25 protein-coding genes are annotated in these 23,547 nt (G+C 68.4%); 10 read left to right on the forward strand and 15 right to left on the reverse strand.

The window, feature by feature from the left end:
* Positions 1-68 precede the first annotated feature (68 nt).
* Both WHX56_RS23695 and WHX56_RS23700 read right to left on the reverse strand, forming a co-directional pair.
* The gene (locus tag WHX56_RS23695) at positions 69-410 is read right to left on the reverse strand and encodes a type II toxin-antitoxin system PemK/MazF family toxin (RefSeq protein ID WP_244234950.1); all 342 of its coding nucleotides are present in this window, start codon (positions 408-410) and stop codon (positions 69-71) included.
* Entirely contained in the window at positions 407-631 is a 225-nt protein-coding gene (locus WHX56_RS23700) for an antitoxin MazE family protein (RefSeq protein ID WP_338879165.1), read from the reverse strand. The genes WHX56_RS23695 and WHX56_RS23700 overlap by 4 nt, the downstream gene beginning before the upstream one ends.
* Before the next feature lie 203 nt (positions 632-834).
* On the opposite strand from WHX56_RS23700, the gene lysA reads away from it, so the two are divergent.
* Entirely contained in the window at positions 835-2,067 is a 1,233-nt protein-coding gene (gene lysA, locus WHX56_RS23705; protein WP_338879166.1) for a diaminopimelate decarboxylase, read from the forward strand.
* Positions 2,068-2,261: 194 nt separating this feature from the next.
* Here the strand turns inward: lysA and garL are convergent, their stop codons facing one another.
* The 6 genes from garL to WHX56_RS23735 all read right to left on the reverse strand — a co-directional run bounded on the left by garL (position 2,262) and on the right by WHX56_RS23735 (position 9,085).
* Positions 2,262-3,029 (reverse strand): 2-dehydro-3-deoxyglucarate aldolase, encoded by a 768-nt coding sequence (gene garL, locus WHX56_RS23710; protein WP_129239383.1) that lies wholly within the window; start codon positions 3,027-3,029, stop codon positions 2,262-2,264.
* A gap of 88 nt (positions 3,030-3,117) precedes the next feature.
* The gene (locus WHX56_RS23715) at positions 3,118-4,119 is read right to left on the reverse strand and encodes a tripartite tricarboxylate transporter substrate binding protein (RefSeq protein ID WP_338879167.1); all 1,002 of its coding nucleotides are present in this window, start codon (positions 4,117-4,119) and stop codon (positions 3,118-3,120) included.
* A gap of 226 nt (positions 4,120-4,345) precedes the next feature.
* Positions 4,346-6,091 carry an L-arabinonate dehydratase gene (gene araD, locus WHX56_RS23720; protein WP_338879168.1) on the reverse strand — a complete coding sequence of 582 codons (1,746 nt, stop codon included), beginning with the start codon at positions 6,089-6,091 and terminating at the stop codon, positions 4,346-4,348.
* Positions 6,092-6,131: 40 nt separating this feature from the next.
* Positions 6,132-7,244, reverse strand: a complete 1,113-nt coding sequence (locus tag WHX56_RS23725; RefSeq protein ID WP_338879169.1) for an Ldh family oxidoreductase — start codon at positions 7,242-7,244, stop codon at positions 6,132-6,134.
* A 43-nt stretch (positions 7,245-7,287) separates the two neighbouring features.
* Positions 7,288-7,992 (reverse strand): FadR/GntR family transcriptional regulator, encoded by a 705-nt coding sequence (locus WHX56_RS23730; RefSeq protein WP_165360076.1) that lies wholly within the window; start codon positions 7,990-7,992, stop codon positions 7,288-7,290.
* A gap of 163 nt (positions 7,993-8,155) precedes the next feature.
* Entirely contained in the window at positions 8,156-9,085 is a 930-nt protein-coding gene (locus WHX56_RS23735; RefSeq protein ID WP_338879170.1) for a dihydrodipicolinate synthase family protein, read from the reverse strand.
* Between the two features lie 218 nt (positions 9,086-9,303).
* Here WHX56_RS23735 and WHX56_RS23740 point away from each other — a divergent pair, with 218 nt between their 5' ends.
* The 3 genes from WHX56_RS23740 to WHX56_RS23750 all read left to right on the forward strand — a co-directional run bounded on the left by WHX56_RS23740 (position 9,304) and on the right by WHX56_RS23750 (position 12,439).
* Positions 9,304-10,311, forward strand: coding sequence for a Bug family tripartite tricarboxylate transporter substrate binding protein (locus WHX56_RS23740; protein ID WP_129239377.1), 1,008 nt, complete (start codon positions 9,304-9,306; stop codon positions 10,309-10,311).
* 76 nt (positions 10,312-10,387) lie between these two features.
* Positions 10,388-11,374, forward strand: coding sequence for a tripartite tricarboxylate transporter substrate binding protein (locus WHX56_RS23745; RefSeq protein WP_338879171.1), 987 nt, complete (start codon positions 10,388-10,390; stop codon positions 11,372-11,374).
* 102 nt (positions 11,375-11,476) lie between these two features.
* Positions 11,477-12,439 carry a 2-hydroxyacid dehydrogenase gene (locus WHX56_RS23750; RefSeq protein ID WP_287755154.1) on the forward strand — a complete coding sequence of 321 codons (963 nt, stop codon included), beginning with the start codon at positions 11,477-11,479 and terminating at the stop codon, positions 12,437-12,439.
* 162 nt (positions 12,440-12,601) lie between these two features.
* Here WHX56_RS23750 and WHX56_RS23755 read toward each other — a convergent pair whose 3' ends face one another.
* The 4 genes from WHX56_RS23755 to WHX56_RS23770 all read right to left on the reverse strand — a co-directional run bounded on the left by WHX56_RS23755 (position 12,602) and on the right by WHX56_RS23770 (position 15,458).
* Positions 12,602-12,841, reverse strand: coding sequence for a hypothetical protein (locus WHX56_RS23755; protein WP_129239374.1), 240 nt, complete (start codon positions 12,839-12,841; stop codon positions 12,602-12,604).
* Between the two features lie 172 nt (positions 12,842-13,013).
* On the reverse strand, positions 13,014-13,793 hold the full coding sequence (locus WHX56_RS23760) for a sulfite exporter TauE/SafE family protein (RefSeq protein ID WP_287755155.1): 780 nt from the start codon (positions 13,791-13,793) through the stop codon (positions 13,014-13,016).
* An 89-nt stretch (positions 13,794-13,882) separates the two neighbouring features.
* Positions 13,883-15,244: a DNA repair protein RadA gene (gene radA, locus WHX56_RS23765; RefSeq protein ID WP_129239372.1), complete on the reverse strand. Its 1,362-nt coding sequence runs from the start codon at positions 15,242-15,244 to the stop codon at positions 13,883-13,885.
* 79 nt (positions 15,245-15,323) lie between these two features.
* A complete protein-coding gene (locus WHX56_RS23770) occupies positions 15,324-15,458 on the reverse strand; it encodes a hypothetical protein (protein WP_287755156.1) in 135 nt (44 codons plus the stop codon).
* 191 nt (positions 15,459-15,649) lie between these two features.
* Between WHX56_RS23770 and WHX56_RS23775 the strand changes: the two genes are divergently transcribed.
* Positions 15,650-16,276 (forward strand): hypothetical protein, encoded by a 627-nt coding sequence (locus WHX56_RS23775; RefSeq protein ID WP_129239370.1) that lies wholly within the window; start codon positions 15,650-15,652, stop codon positions 16,274-16,276.
* 106 nt (positions 16,277-16,382) lie between these two features.
* Positions 16,383-16,847 carry a homoprotocatechuate degradation operon regulator HpaR gene (gene hpaR / locus WHX56_RS23780; RefSeq protein ID WP_129239369.1) on the forward strand — a complete coding sequence of 155 codons (465 nt, stop codon included), beginning with the start codon at positions 16,383-16,385 and terminating at the stop codon, positions 16,845-16,847.
* Here the strand turns inward: hpaR and hpaD are convergent, their stop codons facing one another.
* Positions 16,848-17,699: a 3,4-dihydroxyphenylacetate 2,3-dioxygenase gene (hpaD, locus tag WHX56_RS23785; RefSeq protein ID WP_338879172.1), complete on the reverse strand. Its 852-nt coding sequence runs from the start codon at positions 17,697-17,699 to the stop codon at positions 16,848-16,850.
* Between the two features lie 221 nt (positions 17,700-17,920).
* Between hpaD and WHX56_RS23790 the strand changes: the two genes are divergently transcribed.
* The 4 genes from WHX56_RS23790 to hpaI are packed head-to-tail and all read left to right on the forward strand — an operon-like array spanning position 17,921 to position 21,378.
* Positions 17,921-18,970: a fumarylacetoacetate hydrolase family protein gene (locus WHX56_RS23790; RefSeq protein ID WP_338879173.1), complete on the forward strand. Its 1,050-nt coding sequence runs from the start codon at positions 17,921-17,923 to the stop codon at positions 18,968-18,970.
* Between the two features lie 16 nt (positions 18,971-18,986).
* Positions 18,987-19,736 carry a fumarylacetoacetate hydrolase family protein gene (locus tag WHX56_RS23795; RefSeq protein WP_129239366.1) on the forward strand — a complete coding sequence of 250 codons (750 nt, stop codon included), beginning with the start codon at positions 18,987-18,989 and terminating at the stop codon, positions 19,734-19,736.
* A gap of 23 nt (positions 19,737-19,759) precedes the next feature.
* Positions 19,760-20,563, forward strand: a complete 804-nt coding sequence (gene hpaH / locus WHX56_RS23800) for a 2-oxo-hept-4-ene-1,7-dioate hydratase (RefSeq protein WP_129239365.1) — start codon at positions 19,760-19,762, stop codon at positions 20,561-20,563.
* Positions 20,564-20,577: 14 nt separating this feature from the next.
* Positions 20,578-21,378 carry a 4-hydroxy-2-oxoheptanedioate aldolase gene (gene hpaI, locus WHX56_RS23805; RefSeq protein WP_129239364.1) on the forward strand — a complete coding sequence of 267 codons (801 nt, stop codon included), beginning with the start codon at positions 20,578-20,580 and terminating at the stop codon, positions 21,376-21,378.
* Positions 21,379-21,457: 79 nt separating this feature from the next.
* On the opposite strand, the gene WHX56_RS23810 is transcribed toward hpaI, so the two are convergent.
* On the reverse strand, positions 21,458-22,177 hold the full coding sequence (locus tag WHX56_RS23810; RefSeq protein ID WP_129239363.1) for an SDR family oxidoreductase: 720 nt from the start codon (positions 22,175-22,177) through the stop codon (positions 21,458-21,460).
* A gap of 130 nt (positions 22,178-22,307) precedes the next feature.
* Complete coding sequence (gene alr, locus WHX56_RS23815) at positions 22,308-23,435, reverse strand: alanine racemase (RefSeq protein ID WP_129239362.1); 1,128 nt, start codon at positions 23,433-23,435, stop codon at positions 22,308-22,310.
* Positions 23,436-23,547: the final 112 nt, after the last annotated feature.

A 23,547-nucleotide genomic window follows, 5' to 3' on the forward strand; every position in this document is an offset into this window, starting at 1 on the left:
ATTTGTGTCGCCCAGATTGAACACAGCGACAACGCTGGCGCGGTGTTCGCTCGGATTCAGGGCGGCTCCTATTTGGCGATGCCCAGGAAAACGGCAAGGCAGCGTTCAACCTGAACCATCACGGCCATGTCGATACGGCCGATGGGTGGGCCGAGCTTTTCGCGCTTGACCGTCAGCACTTTATCAACCATAACTTGCGACGGCTTTTGCAGACCGTTTTCTGGCGTCGGCTCGATGGTGACCCGCAGCAAGGGAGCGGTGACAAGCATGCTTGTCACTGGCAGTACCGTTACGCTGGGGTGTACGCTGAACTGGTCGGCCTGGATCACAAGCGCTGGCCTGGGTTTGCCGAAATCACCCTGCATTGCAACGGTAACGAGCGCCCCGCGCATACTCTCATACGCCATCATTCCGTCCAGCCATCGACGTCGGCAGCGGTCTCATCCATCAGGCGTTCCAATTGCTCGTCGGCCTTGTCCGACTCGGCTACCGCAAGGCTTTGGCGGCGGCATTCCTCGGCAAACCCCGGTCGCCGGGTGTCAGGCACCCAGATTTGCACCGGGCGCAACCCCGCCTTGCGTAGTGCATCCCTGTGCTTTTGCACTCGGGCGTTGATGATTGATGCCTCCATGATTAGCCTCCTGGTCGCGTTTCATGTAATTTTACGCTGTGTTGGCGTTACATGCAACGCGATTGGATTCCAGGCCCAATGAATTTCGACAATGGCTTCTCCATATCAATATTGAATTGATCAAGGAAACATAAGCATTTTACTGGATGACCGAAGCCGGGCATCATGCCGCCTGGTTTCACTCCCCTGAGGTTTCGCCAGCCATGGCATTCGATCCGCGCCAACTCACCCGACTCGCCGCCGAACACGGCACGCCGCTATGGGTCTACGACGCCGCCGTCATCCGCGAACGCATCGCGCAACTGCGCCGCTTCGACACCATCCGCTATGCGCAGAAAGCCTGCTCGAACCTGCACATCCTGCGCCTGATGCGCGCGGAAGGCGCCGTGGTGGACGCCGTGTCCCTGGGCGAGATCGAACGCAGCCTGGCGGCCGGTTTCCAGCCGCGGGGCGAGCCGGAAGGCATCGTCTTCACCGCGGACCTGATCGACCACGCCACCTTGGCCGCCGTGCTCAAGCACGGCATCACCGTGAACGCCGGTTCGCTGGACATGCTGGCCCGCGTCGGCCAGGCTTCGCCCGGCCATCGCGTATGGCTGCGCATCAACCCCGGCTTCGGCCACGGCCACAGCAACAAGACCAACACCGGCGGCCCGCAGAGCAAGCACGGTATCTGGATCGGCGACCTCGCCCAGGCCATGTCCATCGTGCGCCGCCACGGCCTGAAGCTGGTCGGCATCCACATGCACATCGGCTCGGGCGTCGACTACGGCCACCTGTCCAGCGTGTGCAACGCCATGGTCGACGTCGTGGCGTCGCTGGACCACGACATCGAGGCCATTTCCGCGGGAGGCGGCCTGTCGATCCCCTACCGCGACGGCGATTCGCGCATCGACTGCGATCATTATTTCGCACAGTGGGACGCGGCGCGCCAGCGCATCGCCGAGCGCCTGGGCCACGACGTCCGCCTGGAAATCGAGCCGGGCCGCTTCCTGGTCGCCGAGGCCGGCGCCCTGGTGGCCGAGGTGCATTCGATCAACCGCCGCCCGGAGCGCGACTTCGCGCTGGTGGACGCGGGATTCAACGACCTGATGCGCCCGGCCATGTACGGCAGCTATCACCGCATTTCGGTGCACGCGCCGGACGGCGGCCAGCCGCAGGGCTCGCCGGAAACGCGCATCGCGGTGGCCGGCCCCCTGTGCGAATCGGGCGACGTGTTCACCCAGGACGCCGGCGGCGTCGTGTCCGACCAGTTGCTGCCGCGTCCGCGCATCGGCGATTTCCTGGTGTTCCACGACGCGGGCGCGTACGGATCGTCCATGTCCTCGAACTACAACAGCCGGCCGCTGGCGCCGGAAGTGCTGCTGGATGAAGGCGAGGCGCGGCTGATCCGCAGGCGGCAGACGATAGGGGAATTGCTGGCGCTGGAAGAGTAACCCCTCCAGGTGTCTGACACCCGTACGAAACGGCCTGAGAGATCAAGGCAGTCTTCCCGGGTGTCAGACACCGGCCTGCTTTGAAAGACTGTCAGATACTGCCGGTGTCAGACACCCGGGAAGAGGAACTAGTGTTCGCAAGAGCTTCTCGTACGGGTGTCAGACACTTGGAGTAGACACGTGGCTGTGAGCGCTCAGGTGGGAAAGGCCTCGCGCAAGGCGAAGGTCGCCTGCTTGAACACGCCGAGGTCGGTCCCTACCGCCACGAAGTGCATGCCCATGTCCAGGTAGCGCCGCGCATCCGCGTGCACCGGCGCCAGGATGCCCACGGCCTTGCCCTGGGCCGACACCCGCTGGTACAGGTGGCGGATGGCCTCCTGGACTTCGGGGTGGCCGGGATTGCCGATATGCCCGAGCGCCGCGGCCAGGTCGGACGGCCCGATGAATACGCCGTCCACCCCTTCCACCGACGCAATCTCGTCCACCGCGTCTATCCCCGGGCGGCTTTCGATCTGCAGCAGCACGCAGATGTTGTCGTTGATGGTGTGCAGGTAATCCGGCACCGTGCCATAACGGTTGCTGCGCTGGGCGCCCGCCACGCCGCGCATGCCCTGCGGCGGATAGCGCGTGGCGGCCACGGCCCGGCGCGCGTCGTCCTCGGACTCGATGAACGGAATCAACAGGTTGTAGAAACCGATATCCAGCAGCCGCTTGATCTCCACCGGATCGTTCCAGGACGGCCGCCCCACGGCGGCGCTGGCGCTGCCCTGCAGGGCCTGCAACTGCTGCAGGAACATCGGCACCTCGTTGGGCGAATGCTCGCCGTCCAGGAGCAGCCAGTCGAAGTCCGCCAGCCCCACGAGTTCGGCGGTGATATGGCTGGACATGCACATCCAGAAACCGATGAGCCGTTCGCGCGCCAGGATGCGTTGCCGGAAACGGTTGGGTAAGGGTGAATTCATTGCTGCCTTCGTATCAGGAAAAATAAGTTGCCATTCGTTGGGAGCGCCTGCCCCGGCCATCCGACAGCCGGGGAGGCGCCCCGCGGGATCAATCCAGTTTCGCGCCGGACGCCTTGGCCGCCTTGCCCCACTTGGCGATCTCGTTGTCCACAAAGGCCGAGAACGATTTCGGGTCGTCCGCCACCACCACGAAGCCCACGCTCTCCAGCTTCTGCCGAATTTCAGGCGAGGACAAGGCCTTCACCGTCGCCTGGTTCAGCTTCTGGATCACGGCGGGCGGGGTCTTGGCGGGCGCGGACAGGCCGAACCACGACTCGGCCGAGAAGCCTGGATAACCCGATTCCGCCACGGTGGGCGTATCGGGATAGGCGGGATTGCGCTTGGCGCTCGCCACGGCCAGGGCGCGCAGCTTGCCCGAGGTGACTTGCGGCAGCAGCGTGTCCTGGTTCAGGAACATCACTGACACGCGGCCGCCGATCATGTCGGTGATGGCCGCCGCGCCGCCCTTGTAGGGCACGTGCACCAGGTCGATCTTGGCGTCCTGCTCCAGCATTTCCATGGCCAGATGGCCGGAGGAGCCGCTGCCCGAACTCGCGTGCGTGTACTTGCCCGGATTCTCGCGGACCAGTTTGATGAAGTCCGCGAAGGTCTTGCCCGGGAAGTCGTTGTTGGCCACCAGCACGTTGGGGCCCGTGGCCAGGAGCGAGACGTGCGCGAAATCGCTGTTGCGGTACGGCATGTTCTGGTAGACCGCGTAGCTGATGGCATTGGAGCCGACCCCCGACAGCAGCAGCGTATAGCCGTCGGGTTCCGCCTTGGCCACCACGTCGGAACCGATGTTGCCGTTGGCGCCGCCCTTGTTCTCGACGACCACGGTCTGGCCCAGTTCCTTGGACAGCTCGGCCGCCAGCAGGCGGCCCACGGAGTCTGTGCTGCCGCCCGCCGGGAAGGGCACGACCAGCTTCAACTGCCTGGCCGGCCAGGCGTCGGCCTGCGCCATCGAGGCGGCGGGCAGAAGGGCCAGCGCGCCTGCCGTTGCGGCGGCCAGTGCGATCAGGCGTCTGCGCGCCTTGGATGGGTTTTGATGCATGGTTGTCTCCTCTTTGTGGGTTCTTCTTGGATGGGGGTGTCAGACACCCGGGAAGCGTGTTTTGGACTTGTGGGGGTTTCTCGTACGGGTGTCAGACACTGGGGGCATCTTGGATGCTGAGGGTGTCAGACACCCGGGAAGCGTGTTTTGGACTTGTAGGGGGTTCTCGTACGGGTGTCAGACACTGGGGCATCTTGAATGTTGAGGGTGTCAGACACTGGGGGCATCAATGGATTTCGGGTTCGCCTGCGGCCGCGGCGCGCGTTTCGCTTTGGAGGAAATCGAAATCGCAGCCGATGTCGGCCTGGCCGATGTGCTTCAGGTAGAGCACGCCGTAGCCGCGCTCGAAGCGCGGCGGGGGCGCCTGCCATGCGGCGCGGCGCGCGGCCAGCTCGGCCTCGGGCACCAGCAGTTCCAGCCGCCGGGCGGGCACGTCCAATGCGATGCGGTCGCCGTCCCGCACCAGCGCCAGCGGGCCGCCGACATAGGCCTCGGGCGCCACGTGCAGCACACAGGCGCCGTAGCTGGTGCCGCTCATGCGCGCGTCCGAGATCCGCACCATGTCGCGCACGCCCTGCTTCAGCAGTTTCTGCGGGATCGGCAACTGCCCCCATTCCGGCATGCCGGGCGCGCCCTGCGGCCCGGCGTTCTGCAGCACGATGACGCTGTCGGCGTCCACGTCCAGGTCCGGATCGTCGATGCGCGCCGCCATGTCGTTGTAGTCCTTGAAGACCACGGCGCGGCCGGTGTGCACCTGCAGGTGCGCTTCCATCGCGGGCGGCTTGATCACCGCGCCGTCCGGCGCCAGGTTGCCCCGCAGCACCGCCAGGCCGTCGCGCTCGATCAGCGCCTGCGAGCGCGGCCGGATCACGTCTTCGTTGAAGATGCGCGCGCCGGCGATGTTCTCGCCGAGCGTGCGGCCGTCGACCGTGCGCTGCGCGGTGTCGAGCAGATCGCCCAACTGCACCAGCATCGCGCGCAAGCCGCCCGCGTAATAGAAGTCTTCCATCAGGTACTTGCCCGCCGGCCGCAGGTTGGCCAGCACCGGCGTCGTGCGCGCCAGGTGGTCGAACCGGTCCAGGTCCAGGTTGAAGCCGCTGCGGCGGGCCATGGCGATCAGGTGCACCACGGAATTGGTCGACCCCGACAGGGCCAGCACCGTGCGCACGGCGTTGTCGTAGGACGCGGCGGTCAGCAGGTCGGACGGCTTCAGGTCTTCCCACACCATCTCCACGATGCGCTTGCCCGTCAGGCTGGCCATCTGCGCATGCCGCGAATCCGGCGCCGGGATGGACGACGCGCCCGACAGGCACAGGCCCAGCGCCTCGACCGCGCCCGTCATGGTGGACGCGGTGCCCATGGTCATGCAGTGCCCGGGCGAACGCGCGATGCCGTCCTCCACGCCCTGCCAGTCTTCCTCGGTGATATTGCCGGCGCGCAGTTCCGCCCAGTACTTCCAGGTGTCCGAGCCCGAGCCCAGGGTGTTGCCGTTCCAGTTGCCGCGCAGCATGGGGCCGGCCGGCACGAAGATCGTCGGCAGGTCCATCGACACCGCGCCCATGATGAGCGCCGGCGTGGTCTTGTCGCAGCCGCCCATCAGCACACAGCCGTCCGCCGGATAGGAGCGCAGCAATTCTTCCGTTTCCATCGCCAGCAGATTGCGGTAGAGCATGGTCGTGGGCTTCTGGAATGGTTCCGACAGGCTCATGGCCGGCATTTCCACCGGGAAGCCGCCCGCCTGCCAGATGCCGCGCTTGACCTCTTCCACGCGCTGCTTGAAATGGCTGTGGCAGGGGTTGATGTCGCTCCAGGTGTTGATGATGGCGATGACGGGCTTGCCGGCGTAGTCCGAGCGGTGATAGCCCATCTGCGCGGTGCGCGAACGGTGGCCGAAGGACCGCAGGTCCTTGACGCCGTACCAGCGGTGGCTGCGCAGTTCCTCGGGTTTCTTGCGCTTGTCTGAATGGCTCATGTCTCGATGCCTCTGCTCTCGGGCGAGGGGTTATTGGAAATCAGGCGCCGCCCAGCAGATAGGGCGTGCCCGCGCGTTCGCAAATGCCGCGCAGGCGCTGCGCCAGCGCGGCCGGAATGGGAATGCCCTGGCGCAGCCGGCGCGCGCGCTCGGCGGCCTCGGGCTCGCCCGCCACCAGCACCGGCTCGCCGGGATTCGCGGGCGGCGTGTCGTGCATGGCGTCGATCATGTCGTCCATGTCGGACTCGAACGACCCCGCCGCGCGGAAGGCGTCGGGGTTGAGCGCCAGGAAGAAATGCCCCACGTCGTCGGGCTCGCCCGGCCGGCGGGTCGGCGCGCGCCGCGCCGCGAACGCGCTGCCGCTCAGCGTGCCGCCCAGGATCTGCGCCATCATCGCCAGGCCGTAGCCCTTGTGGCTGCTCATGGCGCCGGTGCCGCCCAAGGGCGTCAGTCCGCCTTCGGGGTGCTCGAAGATGAATTGCATGGCGGCGGCCGCGTCGGTCACCGCGCCGCCCTGGCCGTCCACCGCCCAGCCCGGCGGCAGCGGCTTGTCCAGGAAGTCGTACACCTTGACCTTGTTGGCCGCGACGGTGGTGGTCGCCATGTCCAGCAGGAAGGGCTCGTTATAGGCCGCCGGCGCGCCGAAGGCGATGGGATTGGTGCCCAGCATGGGCATGGCGCCCCGCGTGGGCACCATGATCACGCCGTTGGCGCTGCTGGCCACCAGCCCCACCGCGCCCCGTTCGACGGCGATGCGCGCATAAATGCCGGCCGCGCCGAAGTGATGCGAATTGCACACCGACACCGCGCCCACGCCGTACTCCAGCGCCTTGTCGACGGCCAGGTGCATGGCCTGCGCGGCGACCGGATAGCCCAGCCCGCCCATGCCGTCGATCAGCGCGCTGGCGCCGCCGTCGCGCACGATCCGCGCGCGCGCCTCCAGCCGCAGGGATCCGGCGCGCCATTTTTCCTCGTAGGCCGGCAGCATCGAAATGCCGTGCGAATCGATGCCCAGCAGGTCGGTCCGCGCCATCAGGCCGGCGGTGACGTGCGCCAGGTCCTGCGCCATGCCCCATGCCATCAGCACCTGCAGGATCTGCTCGCGGACCTGCTCCACCGGCACGTCCGTCGCTGTCGCTCCATTGCCTCGCACTCTGTTGTCTCCTGTCGTGGTTCGCGGGCCGCGGCGCGCGGGATCAGTCGCGGTTCCGGTCCACCAGCCGGTGGCGGGCCTGGCCCAGGTGGAATTGCATCGCGACGCGGGCGCGCTCGCTGTCCTGCTCGCGGATGGCGTCCAGGATCGCGGCGTGCTCGTCCACCACCCGCTGCGCGCGCTGGCGCGAACCGGTGCGGGTGAGGTTCAGGGTCAGCCGCATGAAGCCGCTGATGGATTCGTGGATGCTCTCCAGCACGCCCAGGTAGAAATCGTTGCCGCTGGCTTCGGCGATGCTGGCGTGGAACGCCAGGTCCGCCTCGGCGGATACCTGGCCGCGCGCCAGGCTGTCGGCGAAGGCGGCGTGCGCGTCCTCGATCTTCCTGAGCTGCTCGTCCGTGCGGCGCAGCGCCGCCAGGCGCGCGGCGTCGCCCTCCAGCGCCACGCGGACCTCCTGCGCCCGCAGGTAGGCGCTGACGTTCTGCACGTCGTTGAAGGTCTTCAGGCGCGGCGCGGGCTGATGGCTGACGAAAGTGCCCAGCCCCTGGTGCGCGGTGATCAGGCCGTCGGCGCGCAGGCGCAGCAGCGCTTCGCGCACGACCGGGCGCGACACGCCGAACCGTTCGGATATTTCGTTTTCGGAGGGCAGCTTGTCGCCGACGTTCAGTCCGCCGGACACGATCTGCTCGAAGATCTGCCCGTAGAGCTGGTCCGCCAGCCGCACCCGGTGCCCGCGTTCGAGCACCAGCGCGCCATGCGCGTCCGGTTCGGCAGGCGCCTGGGGCGCGGGCGGGGGCGATGCTTTGGGTCGGGCCACGGAACCTCCTCGATACTGGGGCCTGTTCACAGAGGCGGAACAGCGCCCATCGTACCGTCAATGCGCATGCCCGGGTCCGCCGCGCGGCGCATGCTCACGCCGCCGCGGCTTCCCGGTCCCACGCGGCCAGCGCGCGCGCGGCCGGCGCCACGCGTTCGCGCTCGGCGCTGGACAAGCCCGTCAGCAGCGGCAGCATCGGCCCCATGTCCGCCACGCCCGACAGGGTCACCGCGTCGTGCAGCACGCGGATCGGGCTGATGCCGTCGCGGCAATCCTCCAGCGGCAGGTATTTTTCCCGCACCGCCTCGGCCTCTTCGTAGCGGCCGTCGCGCAGCAGATGCAGCAGGCGCATCGACCCGCGCGGCGCCACGCAGACGGAGCCGGACGTGAAACTCTTCAGGCCGAAGCCGCGGTAGTGGACGATGGCCGGACGTTCGCCGATGCCGCTGACGATCCAGCGCGCATCCACGGCCTGCAGCAGGGACGACAGATACGCGTCGCGCGACGGGTCGTCGCGCACGACCGCATACTTGAACGCCACGATGCGGCCTTCCTCGATCAGGCGCGCCGCCGTGGCCGGCGCCAGGTAATCGGCCGATTTCAGATAGACCACCGCGGGCTTGCCCAGCGCGTCCGTGAACCGGCGCACGCCCTCGGCCAGCCCCGCGTCGGTGTAGGGGAAGGACATGGGCAGCAGCATGGCCGTGGGAAACGCGCGCGAACGCAGGATCGCCGCCTGGTCCATCATCTTGCCGTAGTCGGGCCCCACCGAGGGCAGGATCCAGGTGTCCTCGCCCGCCATCCCGGCCAGCATGTCGACGATGCGCGCGTATTCGCTCACGGCCACGTTATAGAAATTGGCGTTGCCGCCATACATCACGTTGCGCACGCCGCCGGCTTCCAGGTGGCCGAGCAGGGCCTTGTTGGCCTCCGCGTTCAGGGACAGGTCGTCGCGGCGCGCCAGCGGCGGCACCGCGATGACCGAACGCTGCAGATCCTGCGCGGTGACCGGGGAAGTTTTCATGGGCGGCTCCTGGCTGACCCGGGGGTCGGATGGCTGGGGTTCAAAAAGTATACTTGGTTGACAAGCATAAGCTCAATACATATATTTGTTTTACAAGTACCGGCAGCACGAACGCAAAGCGCCGCGGAGGTTCCGCGGCTTGTGGGCCTCGGGCGATGCCAGGGGCGGAATACCCATCAACGATGCGCGGCCACGCGCACACCGAGGAGACGAATTCCATGCATGCAGCCCCTGTGCGAGGCCGGTCCGCCGCGGCCGCCCTGTTTGCCGCCGCCCTGGCCGCCGCCGTCCTGCCGGCCGCGCCGGCCCAGGCCGATTACCCGGAACGCGAGGTCCGGATCATCGTGCCCTTCCCCGCGGGCGGCACGACCGACATCGCGGCGCGCGTCGTCGCCGCGGAACTGGGCAAGGCCTGGAACAAGCCCGTCGTGGTCGACAACAAGGCAGGCGCCGGCGGCAACGTCGGCACGGCCGAGGCGGCGCGCGCCGCGCCGGACGGCTACACCCTGCTGATGGGCACGGTCAGCACGCACGCGATCAACCAGTCGGTCTACGCCAAGCTGCCTTACGATCCGGTCAAGGACTTCGTGCCGGTGACGCTCGTCATCCCCGTGCCGAACATCCTGGAACTGAATCCCCAGTTCGCCGACCGGCACGGCATCCGCAATGTCGCCGACCTGATCGGCTACCTGAAGGCCAATCCGGACAGCGTCAACATGGCGTCCACCGGCAACGGCACGTCCACGCACCTGTCCGGCGAGCTGTTCCAGAACATGACGGGCACGCGCATGACGCACGTGCCCTACAAGGGCAGCAGCCCCGCGCTGACCGACGTGATGGCGGGCTCCGCCGACCTGATCTTCGACAACCTGCCCTCCTCCATGGGCTTTCTCAAAAGCGGCAAGCTGCGCCCGCTGGCCGTCACGGGCGCCCAGCGCTCCCCCGCCCTGCCCGACGTGCCCACCATGGCGGAGGCCGGCGTGGCGGGCTACGACGCGTCCAGTTGGTTCGGCCTGCTGGCGCCCGCGGGCACGCCGCCGGCGGTGGTCGACAAGGTCCAGCGCGACGTGGCGGCCGCGCTGCGGCTCCCGGCCGTGCGCGCGCAGTTGCAGGCGCAGGGCGCCACGCCGTCCGGCAATACCCCAGGTGAATTCAAGCAGTTCATGGCGCGGGAAACCGCCAAGTGGGCTGAGGTCGTGAAGAAATCGGGCGCCAAGGTCGATTGACCAAGCGCCGATCCGGGCCCGTCCGCAACGCGTGGGTGGCGGGCCCATCACATCATCGCGCGAACCTGGAGACACCATGAACAGACTACTGAGCGCCGTCGCCGCGGCGGCCGTCGCGGCGGCGGGCGCCGCCCTGCCCGGCGGGCCGGCCGCGCACGCGGCCGGCTATCCCGACAAGCCCGTCACGATGATCGTTCCCTTCGTCCCTGGCGGTTCATCCGACATCACCGCGCGGTCGGTCACGCCCGCGCTCACGAAGCTGCTGGGCCAGACCTTCGTGGTCGAGAACAAGCCCGGCGCGAACAGCGCGATCGGCGCGCAGGCGCTGGCGCGCGCCACGCCGGACGGCTACACCATGATGGTGGGCTCGATCGGCACCTTCGCCATCAACGAAGCCCTGTACAAGACCCTGTCCTACAACCCCAGCAAGGACTTCGAATACCTGACGCAGGCGGTGCGCAATCCCAATGTGCTCGTGGCCGCGCCCAACTTCCCCGCCGCCACCGTCGCCGAACTGGTGGACTACGCCAGGAAAAATCCGGGCAAGGTGTCGTACGCATCTTCCGGCACGGGCTCTTCCGACCACCTGTCGGCGGTGCTGTTCCGGCAGCGCACGCAGAGCACGGGGGTGGACGTGCCCTACCGCGGCGGCGGCGCGGCGATCGCCGACCTGATCGGCGGGCAGGTCAACGTGTCGTTCCAGAACCTGGGCGCGGTCCAGACCCACATCAAGGCGGGCAAGCTCAAGGCGCTGGCGATCACCGGCGAAGCGCGCGCGGCCGACCTGCCCGGCGTGCCGACCCTGGCGGAAGCCGGCATCGAGGACATGGTGGTGTATTCCTGGCAAGGCTTCGCCGTGCCCAAGGGCACCCCGGCGCCCGTGGTCCAGCAGTTGTCCAAGGCGCTGCAGGCCGCCCTGCGCGAGCCCCAGACGGAGAAGACGCTGCAAGGGCTGGGCTTCGAGGTCGTGGCGAACACGCCGCAGCAGTTCAGCGCCTTCCAGCAGGCCGAGGTCAAGCGCTGGAAGGACGTCATCAAGCAGGCCGGCATCCAGTTGGAGTAAGCCCGGAAGCCGCGCGCCGGGATGCCTCCCGAGGGCATTCCCGGCCTGCTTCGCGACCGGATCAAGTAGCATCGGTATTTTGCCACCCACGTGTACGACAACATGACCACCAAGCATCGCATCATCCAGGTCGGCTCGCTGGCCGGTTCCCCCTCCGCCAACAAGAACCTCGCCGACCGCTACGACGTCGTCGAGCTGTGGAAGTACCCGGACCGCAAGGCCGCGCTGGCCGAGCACGGCAAGGGCATCGCCGCGGTCGTCACCTCCGCCAACTACGGCGCCGACGCCGAACTCATCAACGCCCTGCCCGACCTGAAAGCCATCTGCAGTTGGGGCGTGGGCTACGAAACCATCGACATCCAGGCCGCCAAGCAGCGCGGCGTGCAGGTCAGCAACACGCCCGACGTGCTGACCGACTGCGTGGCGGACCTGGCCTGGGGACTGCTGATCGCCGGCGCCCGCCGCATGGGCCAGGGCGAACGCTTCGTGCGCGCGGGCCTGTGGGGCAAGGGCCAGGTGCACGGCAGCATCCCGCTGGGCCTGCGCGTCAGCGGCAAGAAACTGGGCATCGTGGGCCTGGGCCGCATCGGCGACGCCATCGCGCGCCGCGGCGCGGGCTTCGACATGGACATCCGCTACCACAACCGCCGCAAGCGCGACGACGTGCAGTACGGCTATGAGGCCTCGCTCACGGATCTGGCCAAATGGGCGGACTTCCTCATCGTGGCGACGGTCGGCGGCCCCGGCACGCGCCACCTGGTCAACCAGGAAGTGCTCGAGGCGCTCGGTCCCACCGGCATCATCGTCAACATCGCGCGCGGCCCCGTGATCGACGAAGCCGCGCTGGTCGCCGCGCTGCAGGCCGGCAAGCTTGGCTGCGCCGCGCTCGACGTGTTCGAGCACGAGCCCAAGGTGCCCGAAGCCCTGGTTACGAGCGACAATGCCGTGGTCCTGCCGCACATCGGCAGCGCCACGCTGGAGACGCGCCTGAGCATGGAGAACCTGATGCTGGACAACCTGCAGGCGTACTTCGACACTGGCCGCGTGATCACGCCGGCGGAGTAGGCGCGCCGCCCCCGGGCGGCCCTGCACCGCCTGGCCGCCCGAACCGAAAGCCCATGAAAAAGCCTCTCGGCGCCCATACCGAGAGGCTTTCGACTTTCCGGCCCCCGCGGGAACCGGCAGTCGTTTTGCGCAAAGGAACCCGGGCCTCGCGGCCCGCCGCGATTACTTGGCCGGCGTCGCGGCGCCGGACTTATCCATCTTCGCGGCCCCGCCCGACTTCCCCGCCTCGTGCTTGGCGGAGGTTTTGTCGGACTTGTGATGCTTGTGCTGCGCGTGGGTCTTGGTATCGCCCGTCTTGCCCGAGGCATCGGCGCCGGCCGCGAACGCGCTAGGCGCGGCGGCAAGACCGAGGCACAGGGCCGAGGTGGACAGGAACGCAGCAATACGGGAGTGAGTCGTCATTTCATGAACTCCTGAATGTATAAAGGCGTGGGCCTTTCTCCGACACGGGGCGGCGACATCGCCGCTTGACCCGTATCCGGTTGGAGCACGGCCCCTTCAGAAGGTTCAGCGCGGAACCAGAAATTTTCGGCCGCTAACGGTTCGACATGGGTTCGAAATGACTTCGCAAGCATCAGCGCTCGAATGCCAGCAGCGCGACGGTCGCGAAGAGCATGAGCGCGAAGCAGGCTCTCAGCTTGCGTTCAGGAAGCCGGTACGCAAGCTTGACGCCCACCGGCACGAAGAGCAGGCTGCCGGCCGCCAGCGGCGCGCCCACCAGCCAGTCGGCCTGGCCCGCCCAGCTATAGGTGATCAGCGCGATCATGGAGCCGGGTATCACCATGCTCAGGGCCAGTGCCTGCGCGGCGGTCTGCGACAGGCGGAACACGGTGGTGATGATGGGCACGGCCAGCACCGCTCCGCCCACTCCGAAGAAGCCGCCCAGCGTGCCGCACAGGATGCCCAGCACGCTGGCCCGGCGCGGCGTGAAGACCGGCGCTTCGCGCCTGGCCGCCGGCTTGCGCGCGGCGGCGGGACGCGACGCGCGCCAGGTCTGCCACACGTAGAAGAGCGCGATGAAGAACAGGAACACCGCGAAGCTACGGCGCAGGACGCTGGAATCGATGCCCAGCGCCAGCCGCGCGCCCACCCAGGTGAACACCACGGCGCCGGCCGCGCCCGCCAGCGCCACGCGCTTGTCGATGCGCACCTGCTGGTTGTACTTGCGCACCGCCATCATGATGGTGGGCAGCACCATGATGAGCGCGGTGCCCTGCGCCAGTTGCTGCGACATGCCCATCAGCAGCACCAGCGCGGGAATCGCGATCAGGCCGCCGCCGATGCCCAGCGCGCCGCCCATGAAACCGATCAGGCCTCCGGCCGCCAGGCAGGCGGCGATGACTAACAGACTCAAGTCTTGCTCCAGCAGGCCCGTCCGGTCCGGGCGGGCAATCAGAATACGGATGTTCGAAGCGTCGCCGCGGGCCCTGCCGGGCCGCCGCGTCAGCGCAATTTGTCCAGCGCGGCGTCCAGCCGGTCCACGGCCCAGATCTCCAGGCCCTCGATGGGCTGGCGCGGCGCGTTGGCCTTCGGGATCAGGGCGACCGAGAAGCCCAGTTTGGCCGCTTCGCGCAGGCGTTCCTGCCCGCGCGGCGCGGGCCGGATTTCACCGGCCAGGCCGACTTCGCCGAAGGCGATCAGGCCGCGCGGCAGCGGCTTGTCGCGCAGCGAGGACATGATGGCCAGCAGCACCGGCAGGTCGGCCGCCGGCTCCGTGATGCGCACGCCGCCCACCGCGTTGACGAAAACGTCCTGGTCGAACGTGGACACGCCCGCGTGCCGGTGCAGCACGGCCAGCAGCATCGCCAGCCGGTTGCCTTCCAGGCCGACGGTCAGCCGGCGCGGGTTGGGCGCGTGCGAGGAGTCCACCAGCGCCTGGATTTCCACCAGCAGCGGCCGGGTGCCCTCCTGCGTGGCCATCACGCAGGAGCCGGCCACCTGCTGCTCGTGCTGCGACAGGAACAGGGCCGACGGATTGGCCACGCCGCGCAGCCCGCGGTCCGTCATGGCGAAGACGCCCAGTTCGTTGACCGCGCCGAAGCGGTTCTTGAAGGCGCGCACCAGGCGGAACGACGAATGCGTGTCGCCCTCGAAATACAGCACGGTGTCCACGATGTGTTCGAGCACGCGCGGCCCGGCCAGCGCGCCGTCCTTGGTGACGTGGCCGATCATGACGATGGCGATGCCCGTCTGCTTGGCCAGGCGCGTAAGCTGCGCCGCGCATTCGCGCACCTGCGACACCGAACCCGGCGCCGCGCTCAGTTCGCCGCTGTACAGCGTCTGGATGGAGTCGATGACCGCCACGGTGGGTTTCTGCTCGGACACGGCGGCCTGGATGGCTTCCAGCCGTATTTCGGCCAGCAGGTTGACGTTGCCGGTCTGCAGGCCCAGGCGCCGCGCGCGCAGCGCCACCTGCTCGGCGGATTCCTCGCCGGTGACGTACAGCACGCTGGTGGTCGCGGACAGGGACGCCAGCGCCTGCAACAGCAGCGTCGACTTGCCTATCCCCGGGTCGCCGCCGATCAGCACGACGGCGCCGGCCACCAGGCCGCCGCCCAGCACGCGGTCGAATTCATCCAGCCCGGTGGGCTGGCGCGGCGTTTCGCGGGCCTCGATCTCGGACAGGCTGCGCACCGGGCTGCTCGAGGCCAGCGGCGCGTAGCGGTGGGCGGACGCGGCGGACGCCGAGGACTCCACCGTCTCTTCGAGCGTGTTCCAGGCGTTGCAGTGCGGGCATTTGCCCTGCCACTTGGGGGTGGTGCCGCCGCAATCGGCGCACACGTATACGGTTCGGGATTTGGCCATGCGCGAAAGTGTACCGGCATCCCCGCGCGGCCGCCCGGCGCGCGCGCGGGCAATGCGCGGGGCGCGGCGCATGAAGCTGTCATTCCGCTTTCAGAAACAGGGACGAGACGAAGCCGCACGATGCAAAGCCGAGAAATTTCCTGCCGGATTTTTTCAAATCGCGCATAATCGGCAGGTGCAGCGCATTGTCGAACCGCCCGGTCCAGGGCGGCATACCCGAAGCCGTACGCCCCACCGGCGCGGCGGCGGGAATCGCGGCGCATTCACCCGCGGCTTTCCAGGAAGCCGCCTGAACCGGAACAGGACCCGAACTGCGACGAGACCGCCGGACGAACCGGCGCGGCGCATGCGGAGGTCAAACGCGGATGCGCCCTGCCACCAGGCGCATGCGCGAGGAGTACGCGCATGAGCATTACCTACCGCCCCCCTTTCGACGAAGACGATGAACGGGATCTGCGCGCCCTGTACCGCCGGCCCGGCCCCGCGGCCACTCCCGAGCTGGACGCGGCGGTGCGCCGCAACTGGCATCCTGGCCATAGCTGGCACCCGGGCTGGGGCGCCGCCGCCTGCGCCGCGATGGTCGTCGGCCTGTTCGCATGGACCGACATGCGCGAAGCGCAACAGGACCTGGCCGACCAGGCCGCGCAGTTGATCGCTCCCCACGAATCCGAAACGAGCCAGGCGCCGCCCGCCTCCGCCCCGTCCGCCCAGCCCGAAGCCCCGGCCCCGCAGGCCGCGCCCGCCATCCAGCGCGAAGCCGCCGCGCCCGCTTCCCAGGCCGTCCCGGCACAGGAAGCGCCGCCCGCGGCCGCCCGGCAGGCGGCCGAGGCGCCGCAAGCCGAGGCCGCCCCCGCCGAGGCGGCGCCGTTCGGCGAACAGGACATCGAGGCCCGCGTGGCCCAGATCCGTTCCCTGATGCAGGCCGACCAGCAGGACGACGCCGTGCAGGCGCTGCGCGAATTGCAGCAGGGCGCCCCCGACCTGACCCTGCCCGACGATCTGCAGGAACTGGCCGACCAGAACCCCGCCTGAACGCCCCATCCGGCCCCGACAACGGACCCGCGCCTTGCGGGTCCGTGGGCCGGACACGCGGCGCGGCCCGTCCAGGAATCGCCCGGCTTCTTGCTAACATATCCGCATGAGCCCGAGCTTCCACCACCGCAATCTTCCCCACCTGCTGCTGTACGCGCGCGAAACGCTGATGGCGCATTTCCGCCCCATCCTGCACGCGGCGGGCGTCACCGAACAACAATGGCGGGTATTGCGCACCTTGAGCGAAGTGGGCGCCATGGAACCCAACCAGATCGCGCGCAGTTGCCAGATCCTCAGCCCCAGCCTCACCCGCATGCTGGCCGGCATGCAGGAACAGGGCCTGATCAAGCGCGTGCGTTCCAGCTCCGACCAGCGGCGCCAGGAAATCTCGCTCACGCCCAAGAGCAACAAGCTGATCGACGGCATGCGCCCGCAAGTGGACGCGAAGTACCTGGAGATCGAGGCCAGGATCGGCAAGGAATTGCTGGAACGCCTGTATCGCGACGTGGACGCGATGGTCGACCTGATCAAGCGCGACGCCGACGCGCCGCGCGGCCCCGAGGAGGCCTGATCAGGCCGGCACCGGAAAGATCGCGTTGATCTGTCCCGTGCCGGAACTGGCGAAGTAGTCGGTGACGATCTCCACCGGCCTGTCGTACCCGTCCCAGCCCAGCAAGCCCAGCAGCATGGCGGTATCGTGCATGCCGCCCTCGCCCACGCACAGTTCGGCGTAGTCGGGCAGCATGGCGCAGAACGTCTTCCAGTCCCCCCGCCGCCACAGTTCCACCACGCGCAGGTCCACCTGCCTGAAGAACTCGCGGCTGATCTGGTGAATCGCGGCCTCGGGGCTGCCGTTGTCGTTGAAGCGGTGCGACAGCGAGCCGCTGGCCAGCACCGCCACGCGGCCGTCGCCCGCCTCGATGGCCTGGCGCAGCGCGGCGCCGAAGCGCCGGCTTTCGTCCAGCGCGTGCCAGGCGCACCACGCCGCGACGGACACCACGTTGAAGCGGCCGTCGCCGTTCATGTAGCGCATAGGCACCAGCGTGCCGTATTCCAGTTCCAGGCTGTCGATTTCGTGCGATCTCGTGCCCACGCCGGCCGCGTTCGCGCACTCGGCGATGCGCCGCCCCAACTGCGGATTGCCGCCGTAGGCGTAATCCATGTCCTTGATGAAATGCGGCAGTTCGTTGCTGGTGTAGCGGCCCTTGAAGCCGGCGTTGCAGTTGATGTGATAGCCGGCGTTGACCAGCCAGTGCACGTCCAGCACGACGATGGTGTCCACGTCCAGGTCGCGGCACCGCTGGCCGATGACGCGGTGCCCCTGGATGGCGGCTTCCCGGCAGCCCTGGTGCTTGCCGGGAAGCTCCGACAGATACATGGACGGCACATGTGTCACCTTGGCCGCCAGCGCGAGCTTGCCCATGATGGTTGTCTCCTCGTTCTTGTGGATTCGGGCGGTTCCCTGGCGGCGGATTGCGCCGGGACGCTCCGGACAAATTTAATTAACACGTTAACGTTATGCTGGCCGAACCGGCCTGTCAACGCCGGGAAACCCCGAACCGGCGCCCTCCTTTCCCGCATTGTCGCGCCGGCGTTTTTTCATTATGATAGTTAACATGATAACTACTTTGTGCGGAGCGGGCCATGCCCCATATCTGGATTGAGTATTCGGGCAACCTGGCCCTGGATACGCGCGCGCTGATGCGGACGGTGCAGGACGCCGCCGTGGGCGACGGCAGCCTGTTTCCGCTGGCGGGCGCGCGCACCCGCGCGGTGCGCGTGGACGACTACCTGATCGTCGACGGCCACCCGGACAACGCCTTCGTCCACGCGGTGCTGCGCATCGGCCACGGCCGCAGCGACGAGCAAAAAGCCGCGCTGGGCGCGCGCGTGTTCCAGGCGCTGAACGAGGCGCTGGCGCCGCAGGCGGCCGCGCGCCCGCTGGGCATTTCCCTGCAGATCGAAGAAGCCGATCCGGTGCTGAACTACAAGTTCAACAACTACCGCGGCTACCTGGCGGCGCGCGCCGCGGCGGCGGCCGCGCCCTGGCCCCGGACGGTGGTGGGCGCGGCGCTGAACGCGCGCGAAGCGCTGGCCGCGCTGGGCGACGCCGTGGACGCAGCTCCCTACAAGGGCGCCCCCAAGGCGCCGGTGCTGTACATCAAGCCCGCCAACACCTATGCGCAGGACGGCGCCACCATCGTCCTGCCGGCCGACGTCGATGAAGTGGAAGTGGGCGCCTGCCTGGGCGTGGTGTTCGCCCGCCGCGCCACCCGCGTCGACGAGGCCGAGGCGCTGGACTACGTGGCGGGCTATCGCGTCGTGGCCGACCTGTCCGTGCCGCACGCAAGCTACTTCCGCCCCGCGCTCAAGCAGAAGTGCCGCGACGGCTTCTGCCCCATCGGCCGGGAACTCGCGCCCGCCGCCGCGGTCGCCGACCCCGACGCGCTGGATATCGAAGTGCGCATCGACGGCGAGGTGGCGCAGCGCGCCAGCACGGCCGGCCTGATCCGGCCGGTGGCCCGGCTGATCGCCGACGTCACGCAGTTCATGAGCCTGGAGGCCGGCGACATCCTGCTGGTCGGCGCCCCGCAAGGCGCGCCGCGCGCGCGCGCCGGCCAGCGCTACGACATCAGCATTTCGCAGGTGGGCACGCTGGGCAACGCGCTGGCGGCCGGCCGCGCCGCCCCGTGACCGAAGGAACCCCGCCATGAAACATGCCCGCATTTCCCTGGACGGCGCCATCCACGCCGCGACCGAAGCCGGCCCCGGCCGGATCCGTCTGGCCGACGGCCGCGAACTGCCCGAGGACGCGGTGGCGTGGCTGCCGCCCATCGAGCCCCGCACGACCTTCACGCTGGCCATCAACTACGCCGACCACGCCAAGGAATTGGCGTTCAAGGCGCCCGAGGAGCCGCTGGGCTTCCTGAAGGCGGCCAACACCTTCATCGGCCACCGGGCGCAGACCTTGCGCCCCGCCGACGTCGCCTTCATGCACTATGAATGCGAACTGGCGGTGGTGATCGGCAAGACCGCGAGCAAGGTCGGCCGCGGCCAGGCCTACGACTACGTGGCCGGCTACACGGTGGCCAACGACTACGCGCTGCGCGACTACCTCGAAAACTGGTACCGCCCCAACCTGCGCGTGAAAAGCCGCGACACCTGCACGCCGCTGGGCCCGTGGCTGGTGGACCGGGACGACGTGCCCGACCCCATGAACCTGAACCTGCGCACCACCGTCAACGGCGTCGAGACCCAGCGCGGCAATACCCGCGACATGGTGTTCGACGTGCCCGCGCTGATCGAATATTTCAGCAGCTTCATGACGCTGTCGCCCGGCGACCTGATTCTGACCGGCACGCCCGACGGCATCGTCAACGTCCAGCCCGGCGACGAGGTCGTGACCGAAATCGAAGGCATCGGACGGCTGGTCAACACGCTGGTCCCCTTTCCGTCTTGAATCCGCATCCACCAGGAATCCGCATGCTGGACACCCACACCGTGCGCGCCATCGCCGCGCGCCTGCACGACGCCGAACGCACCCGCCGGCAGATCCGCCAGATCTCGCTGGAACATCCCGACATCGGCATCGCCGACGCCTATGCCATCCAGCGCGCCTGGATGGACATCAAGCTCGCCGAGGGGCGCATCAAGCGCGGACACAAGATCGGGTTGACCTCGCGCGCCATGCAGCAGGCCTCGCAGATCGAAGAGCCCGACTTCGGCATGCTGCTGGACGACATGTTCTTCGACGACGGCGCCGACATACCCGCCGGCCGCTTCATCCTGCCGCGGCTGGAGGTCGAGCTGGCCTTCGTGCTGGGCAAGCGCCTGCAAGGCCCCGGCGTCACGCTGTTCCAGGTGTACGACGCGGTGGACTACGTGGTCCCGGCGCTGGAAATCATCGACGCGCGTTCGCACGGCATCGACCCCGACACCAAGCGCCCCCGCAAGGTATTCGACACCATCGCGGACAACGCCGCCAACGCGGGCGTGGTGATGGGCGGACGGCCCGTGAAGATCGGCGAACTGGACCTGCGCTGGATCGGCGCCATCCTGTCGCGCAACGCCGTCATCGAGGAAACGGGCGTGGCCGCCGGCGTCTTGAACCATCCCGCGAATGGCGTAGTATGGCTGGCTAACAAGCTGGCCGCCCACGGCGTGGCGCTGGAGGCGGGAGAGATCGTCCTGTCGGGTTCCTTCACCCGGCCGGTGGCCGCCCGTCCCGGCGATACCTTCAACGTCGACTACGGCGCGCTGGGCTCCGTCAATTGCCATTTCATTTGAGCGACCCGTCGTCCATGGACCTCCTGACCAACACCTTCAAACGCGCCCTGCAAGCCGGCAAGCCCCAGATCGGCCTGTGGGCGGGCCTGTGCAGCGCCTATTCCATCGAGATCGTCGCCGGCGCCGGCTTCGACTGGCTGGTGATCGACGGCGAGCACGCGCCCAACACCCTGCAGACCACGCTGGCGCAACTGCAATCGGTGGCTGCCTACCCCGTGGCCCCGGTGGTGCGGCCCGCCTGGAACGATGCGGTCCAGATCAAGCAGATCCTGGACGCGGGCGCGCAGACGGTACTGGTGCCCATGGTGCAATCCGCCGAGGAAGCCGCGGCCGCCGTCGCCGCGGTGCGCTATCCGCCGCAGGGCATCCGCGGCGTGGGCAGCGCGCTGGCGCGCTCGTCGCGCTGGAACCGCATCCCCGACTACCTGCAGCGCGCCAACGACCAGATGTGCGTGCTGGTACAGATCGAGACCCCGCGCGGCGTCGACGCGCTGGAAGAGATCCTGGCCGTGGACGGGGTGGACGGCGCCTTCATCGGGCCGGCCGACCTGTCGGCCAACATGGGCTACCTGGGCCAGCCGGACCACCCTGAAGTGACCCGCGCGATCGACGACGCCATCCAGCGCATCGTCCGCTCCGGCAAGGCGGCCGGCATCCTGCACAGCGGCGTCGAACAGGCCAGGCACTACCTGTCGCTGGGCGCCAGCTTCGTGGCCGTGGGCGTCGACGCCATCCTGCTGGCGCGCGCCGCGGAACGGCTGGCGGGCCAGTTCAAGGACATCGCCGCGCCGGCGGCCTCGAAAGGCCCCTACTGATCGCCGGGCGGCGCTACGCCGCCCCAAGAAACGCCCGCAGGGCGGCATTGAACAAGGGCGCGCTGCAGAAAGCAGGGCCCTAGGAACGCCCGCCCAGGCTGCCGCCCCCGTCCACGCCCAGCACCTGGCCGGTGATGAAGCCGGCGTCGTCGGACAGCAGGAAGGCGATCGCGGCCGCGACCTCGGCGGGCGTGCCCAGCCGCTTCATGGGCACGGAGGCCAGGGCGCGCTTTTCGGCGTCGCTGCCCGCGGGCCGCGTGGCGCGGAACATTTCCGTTTCGATCGGGCCGGGCGCGACCGCGTTGGCGGTGACGCCGTACTCGGCGAGTTCCAGCGCCCAGCTACGGGTGCAGCCCACCAGCGCGCTCTTGGCGGCCGAATAGGCGGTGCGGTCCAGGCCGCCATGGATGGCGCGGCTGACCACGTTGACGATGCGGCCGGCGCGGCGCACCTTCATGGATTCGATGAAGGCCTGGGTGACCTGCACGGCCACGCGCACGTTCAGGTCGAGCACGTTGTACAGGGTGGCCAGGTCGATTTCGCCCAGGGGCTGGGGCGACACGATGCCGACGTTGTTGACCACGGCGTCGACCGGGAATTTCTCGCGGATTTCGCGCAGCACTTCTTCGGTGCGGCCGGCGTCGGCGAGGTCACAGGCATAGAGATAGCCGGGGAAATCCACGTCGGTGGTATTGCGCGCGATGCCCACCACGTGACAGCCCATGTCGGACAGCCGCTGAGTAAGGGCCCAGCCTATGCCTTTGGTGGCGCCCGTGATGAGCACGCATTTGTCCTTCATGGGTTGAAACCTCGTAGTCTGGTTCTTGGTCAAAAACGGGCGCTAGAGCGCCCGGTTTTCCAAGTAGACACCATCCGGCGCCATCTGTCTTGCAAATTGCGCAGCAATTCTTGCACGCCGGACGGACGGCTCAGACGTCGCGCGCGACCGGGACGCGCGGCGCCAGGGCGCACAGAAGTTCGTAGCCGATGGTGCCGGCGGCCTGGGCCACTTCGTCCACGGACGGGCCGTCCTCGCCCCAGAGCGAGACGGGCGCGCCCACGCCGGCGGCGGGGACGGGCCCCAGGTCGACGATCAGCATGTCCATGGACACGCGGCCCAGCAACTGGGTGCGGATGCCGGCCACCACCACCGGCGTGCCGGTCGCGGCGTGGCGGGGGTAGCCGTCGGCGTAGCCGCAGGCCACGATGCCGATGCGCATGGAGCGGTCGGCGCGGAAAATGGCGCCGTAGCCGACCGAATCGCCCGCCTTGAGTTCCTGCACGGCGATGATTTCCGAGCGCAGCGACATGGCCGGCTTCAGGCCGAAGGAGGCGGCCTCGGCATCGGCGAACGGCGAGGCGCCGTAGAGGCAGATGCCGGGACGCACCCAGTGCGCCTGCGTTTCCGAACCGACGGCGATCTCGGCGAAGCGCAGCGCGGCCGCCGAGTTGCAGACGCTGATCGCGCCCGGCATCTTATGCGTCACCGAATTGAACACGCCCAGTTGTTCGTTCACGCCCTGGGGCCCGTCGGCGCAGGCGAAATGGGTCATCTTGCCCACGGAGCCCAGGGTGCCCTGCTGTTGCAGCAGCATGGCGCGTTCGTGCGCCGCGGCATAGGCCGCCGGGCTGAAGCCCAGCCGGTTCATGCCGCTGTTGAGCTTGAGCATGATGTCCACGCGGCGCGACAGGCGCGCCCGCGCCAGCATGTCCAGTTGTTCGCGGTTGTGCACCGTGGCGCTCAGGTGGTAGCGGTCGACGATGTCCAGGTCGGACGGGTTGAAAAACCCTTCCAGCAGCAGGATCGGCCCGCCCCAGCCCGCCTCGCGGCAGCGCACGGCTTCGTCCAGGTCCAGCATCGCCAGCCCCTGCGCCTTCGAGAAGCCGGCCACCGCCTGTTCGATGCCGTGGCCGTAGGCGTTGGCCTTGATGACCGCCCAGATCGAAGGCGGCAGCCCCGACGCGGCGGCGGCGGTCTGGTCGAGATGGCGGCGCACGGCGGCAAGGTTGTGCGCGAGGGCGGAAACGGAGACGGAGGCTGAAATTGGGCGCGGCATGATGTGCAATCCTGTGGCGCTTAAGTCTAACTGATCCGCGCCCTCGCGGCATTGCGCCGCGCCAGGGAAAACGGCCGAGGCCCGTTCACCTTAAAATGGGCTGGTCAGGGTC

Source organism: Achromobacter veterisilvae (assembly GCF_037619525.1).
GTDB lineage: Bacteria > Pseudomonadota > Gammaproteobacteria > Burkholderiales > Burkholderiaceae_B > Achromobacter > Achromobacter veterisilvae.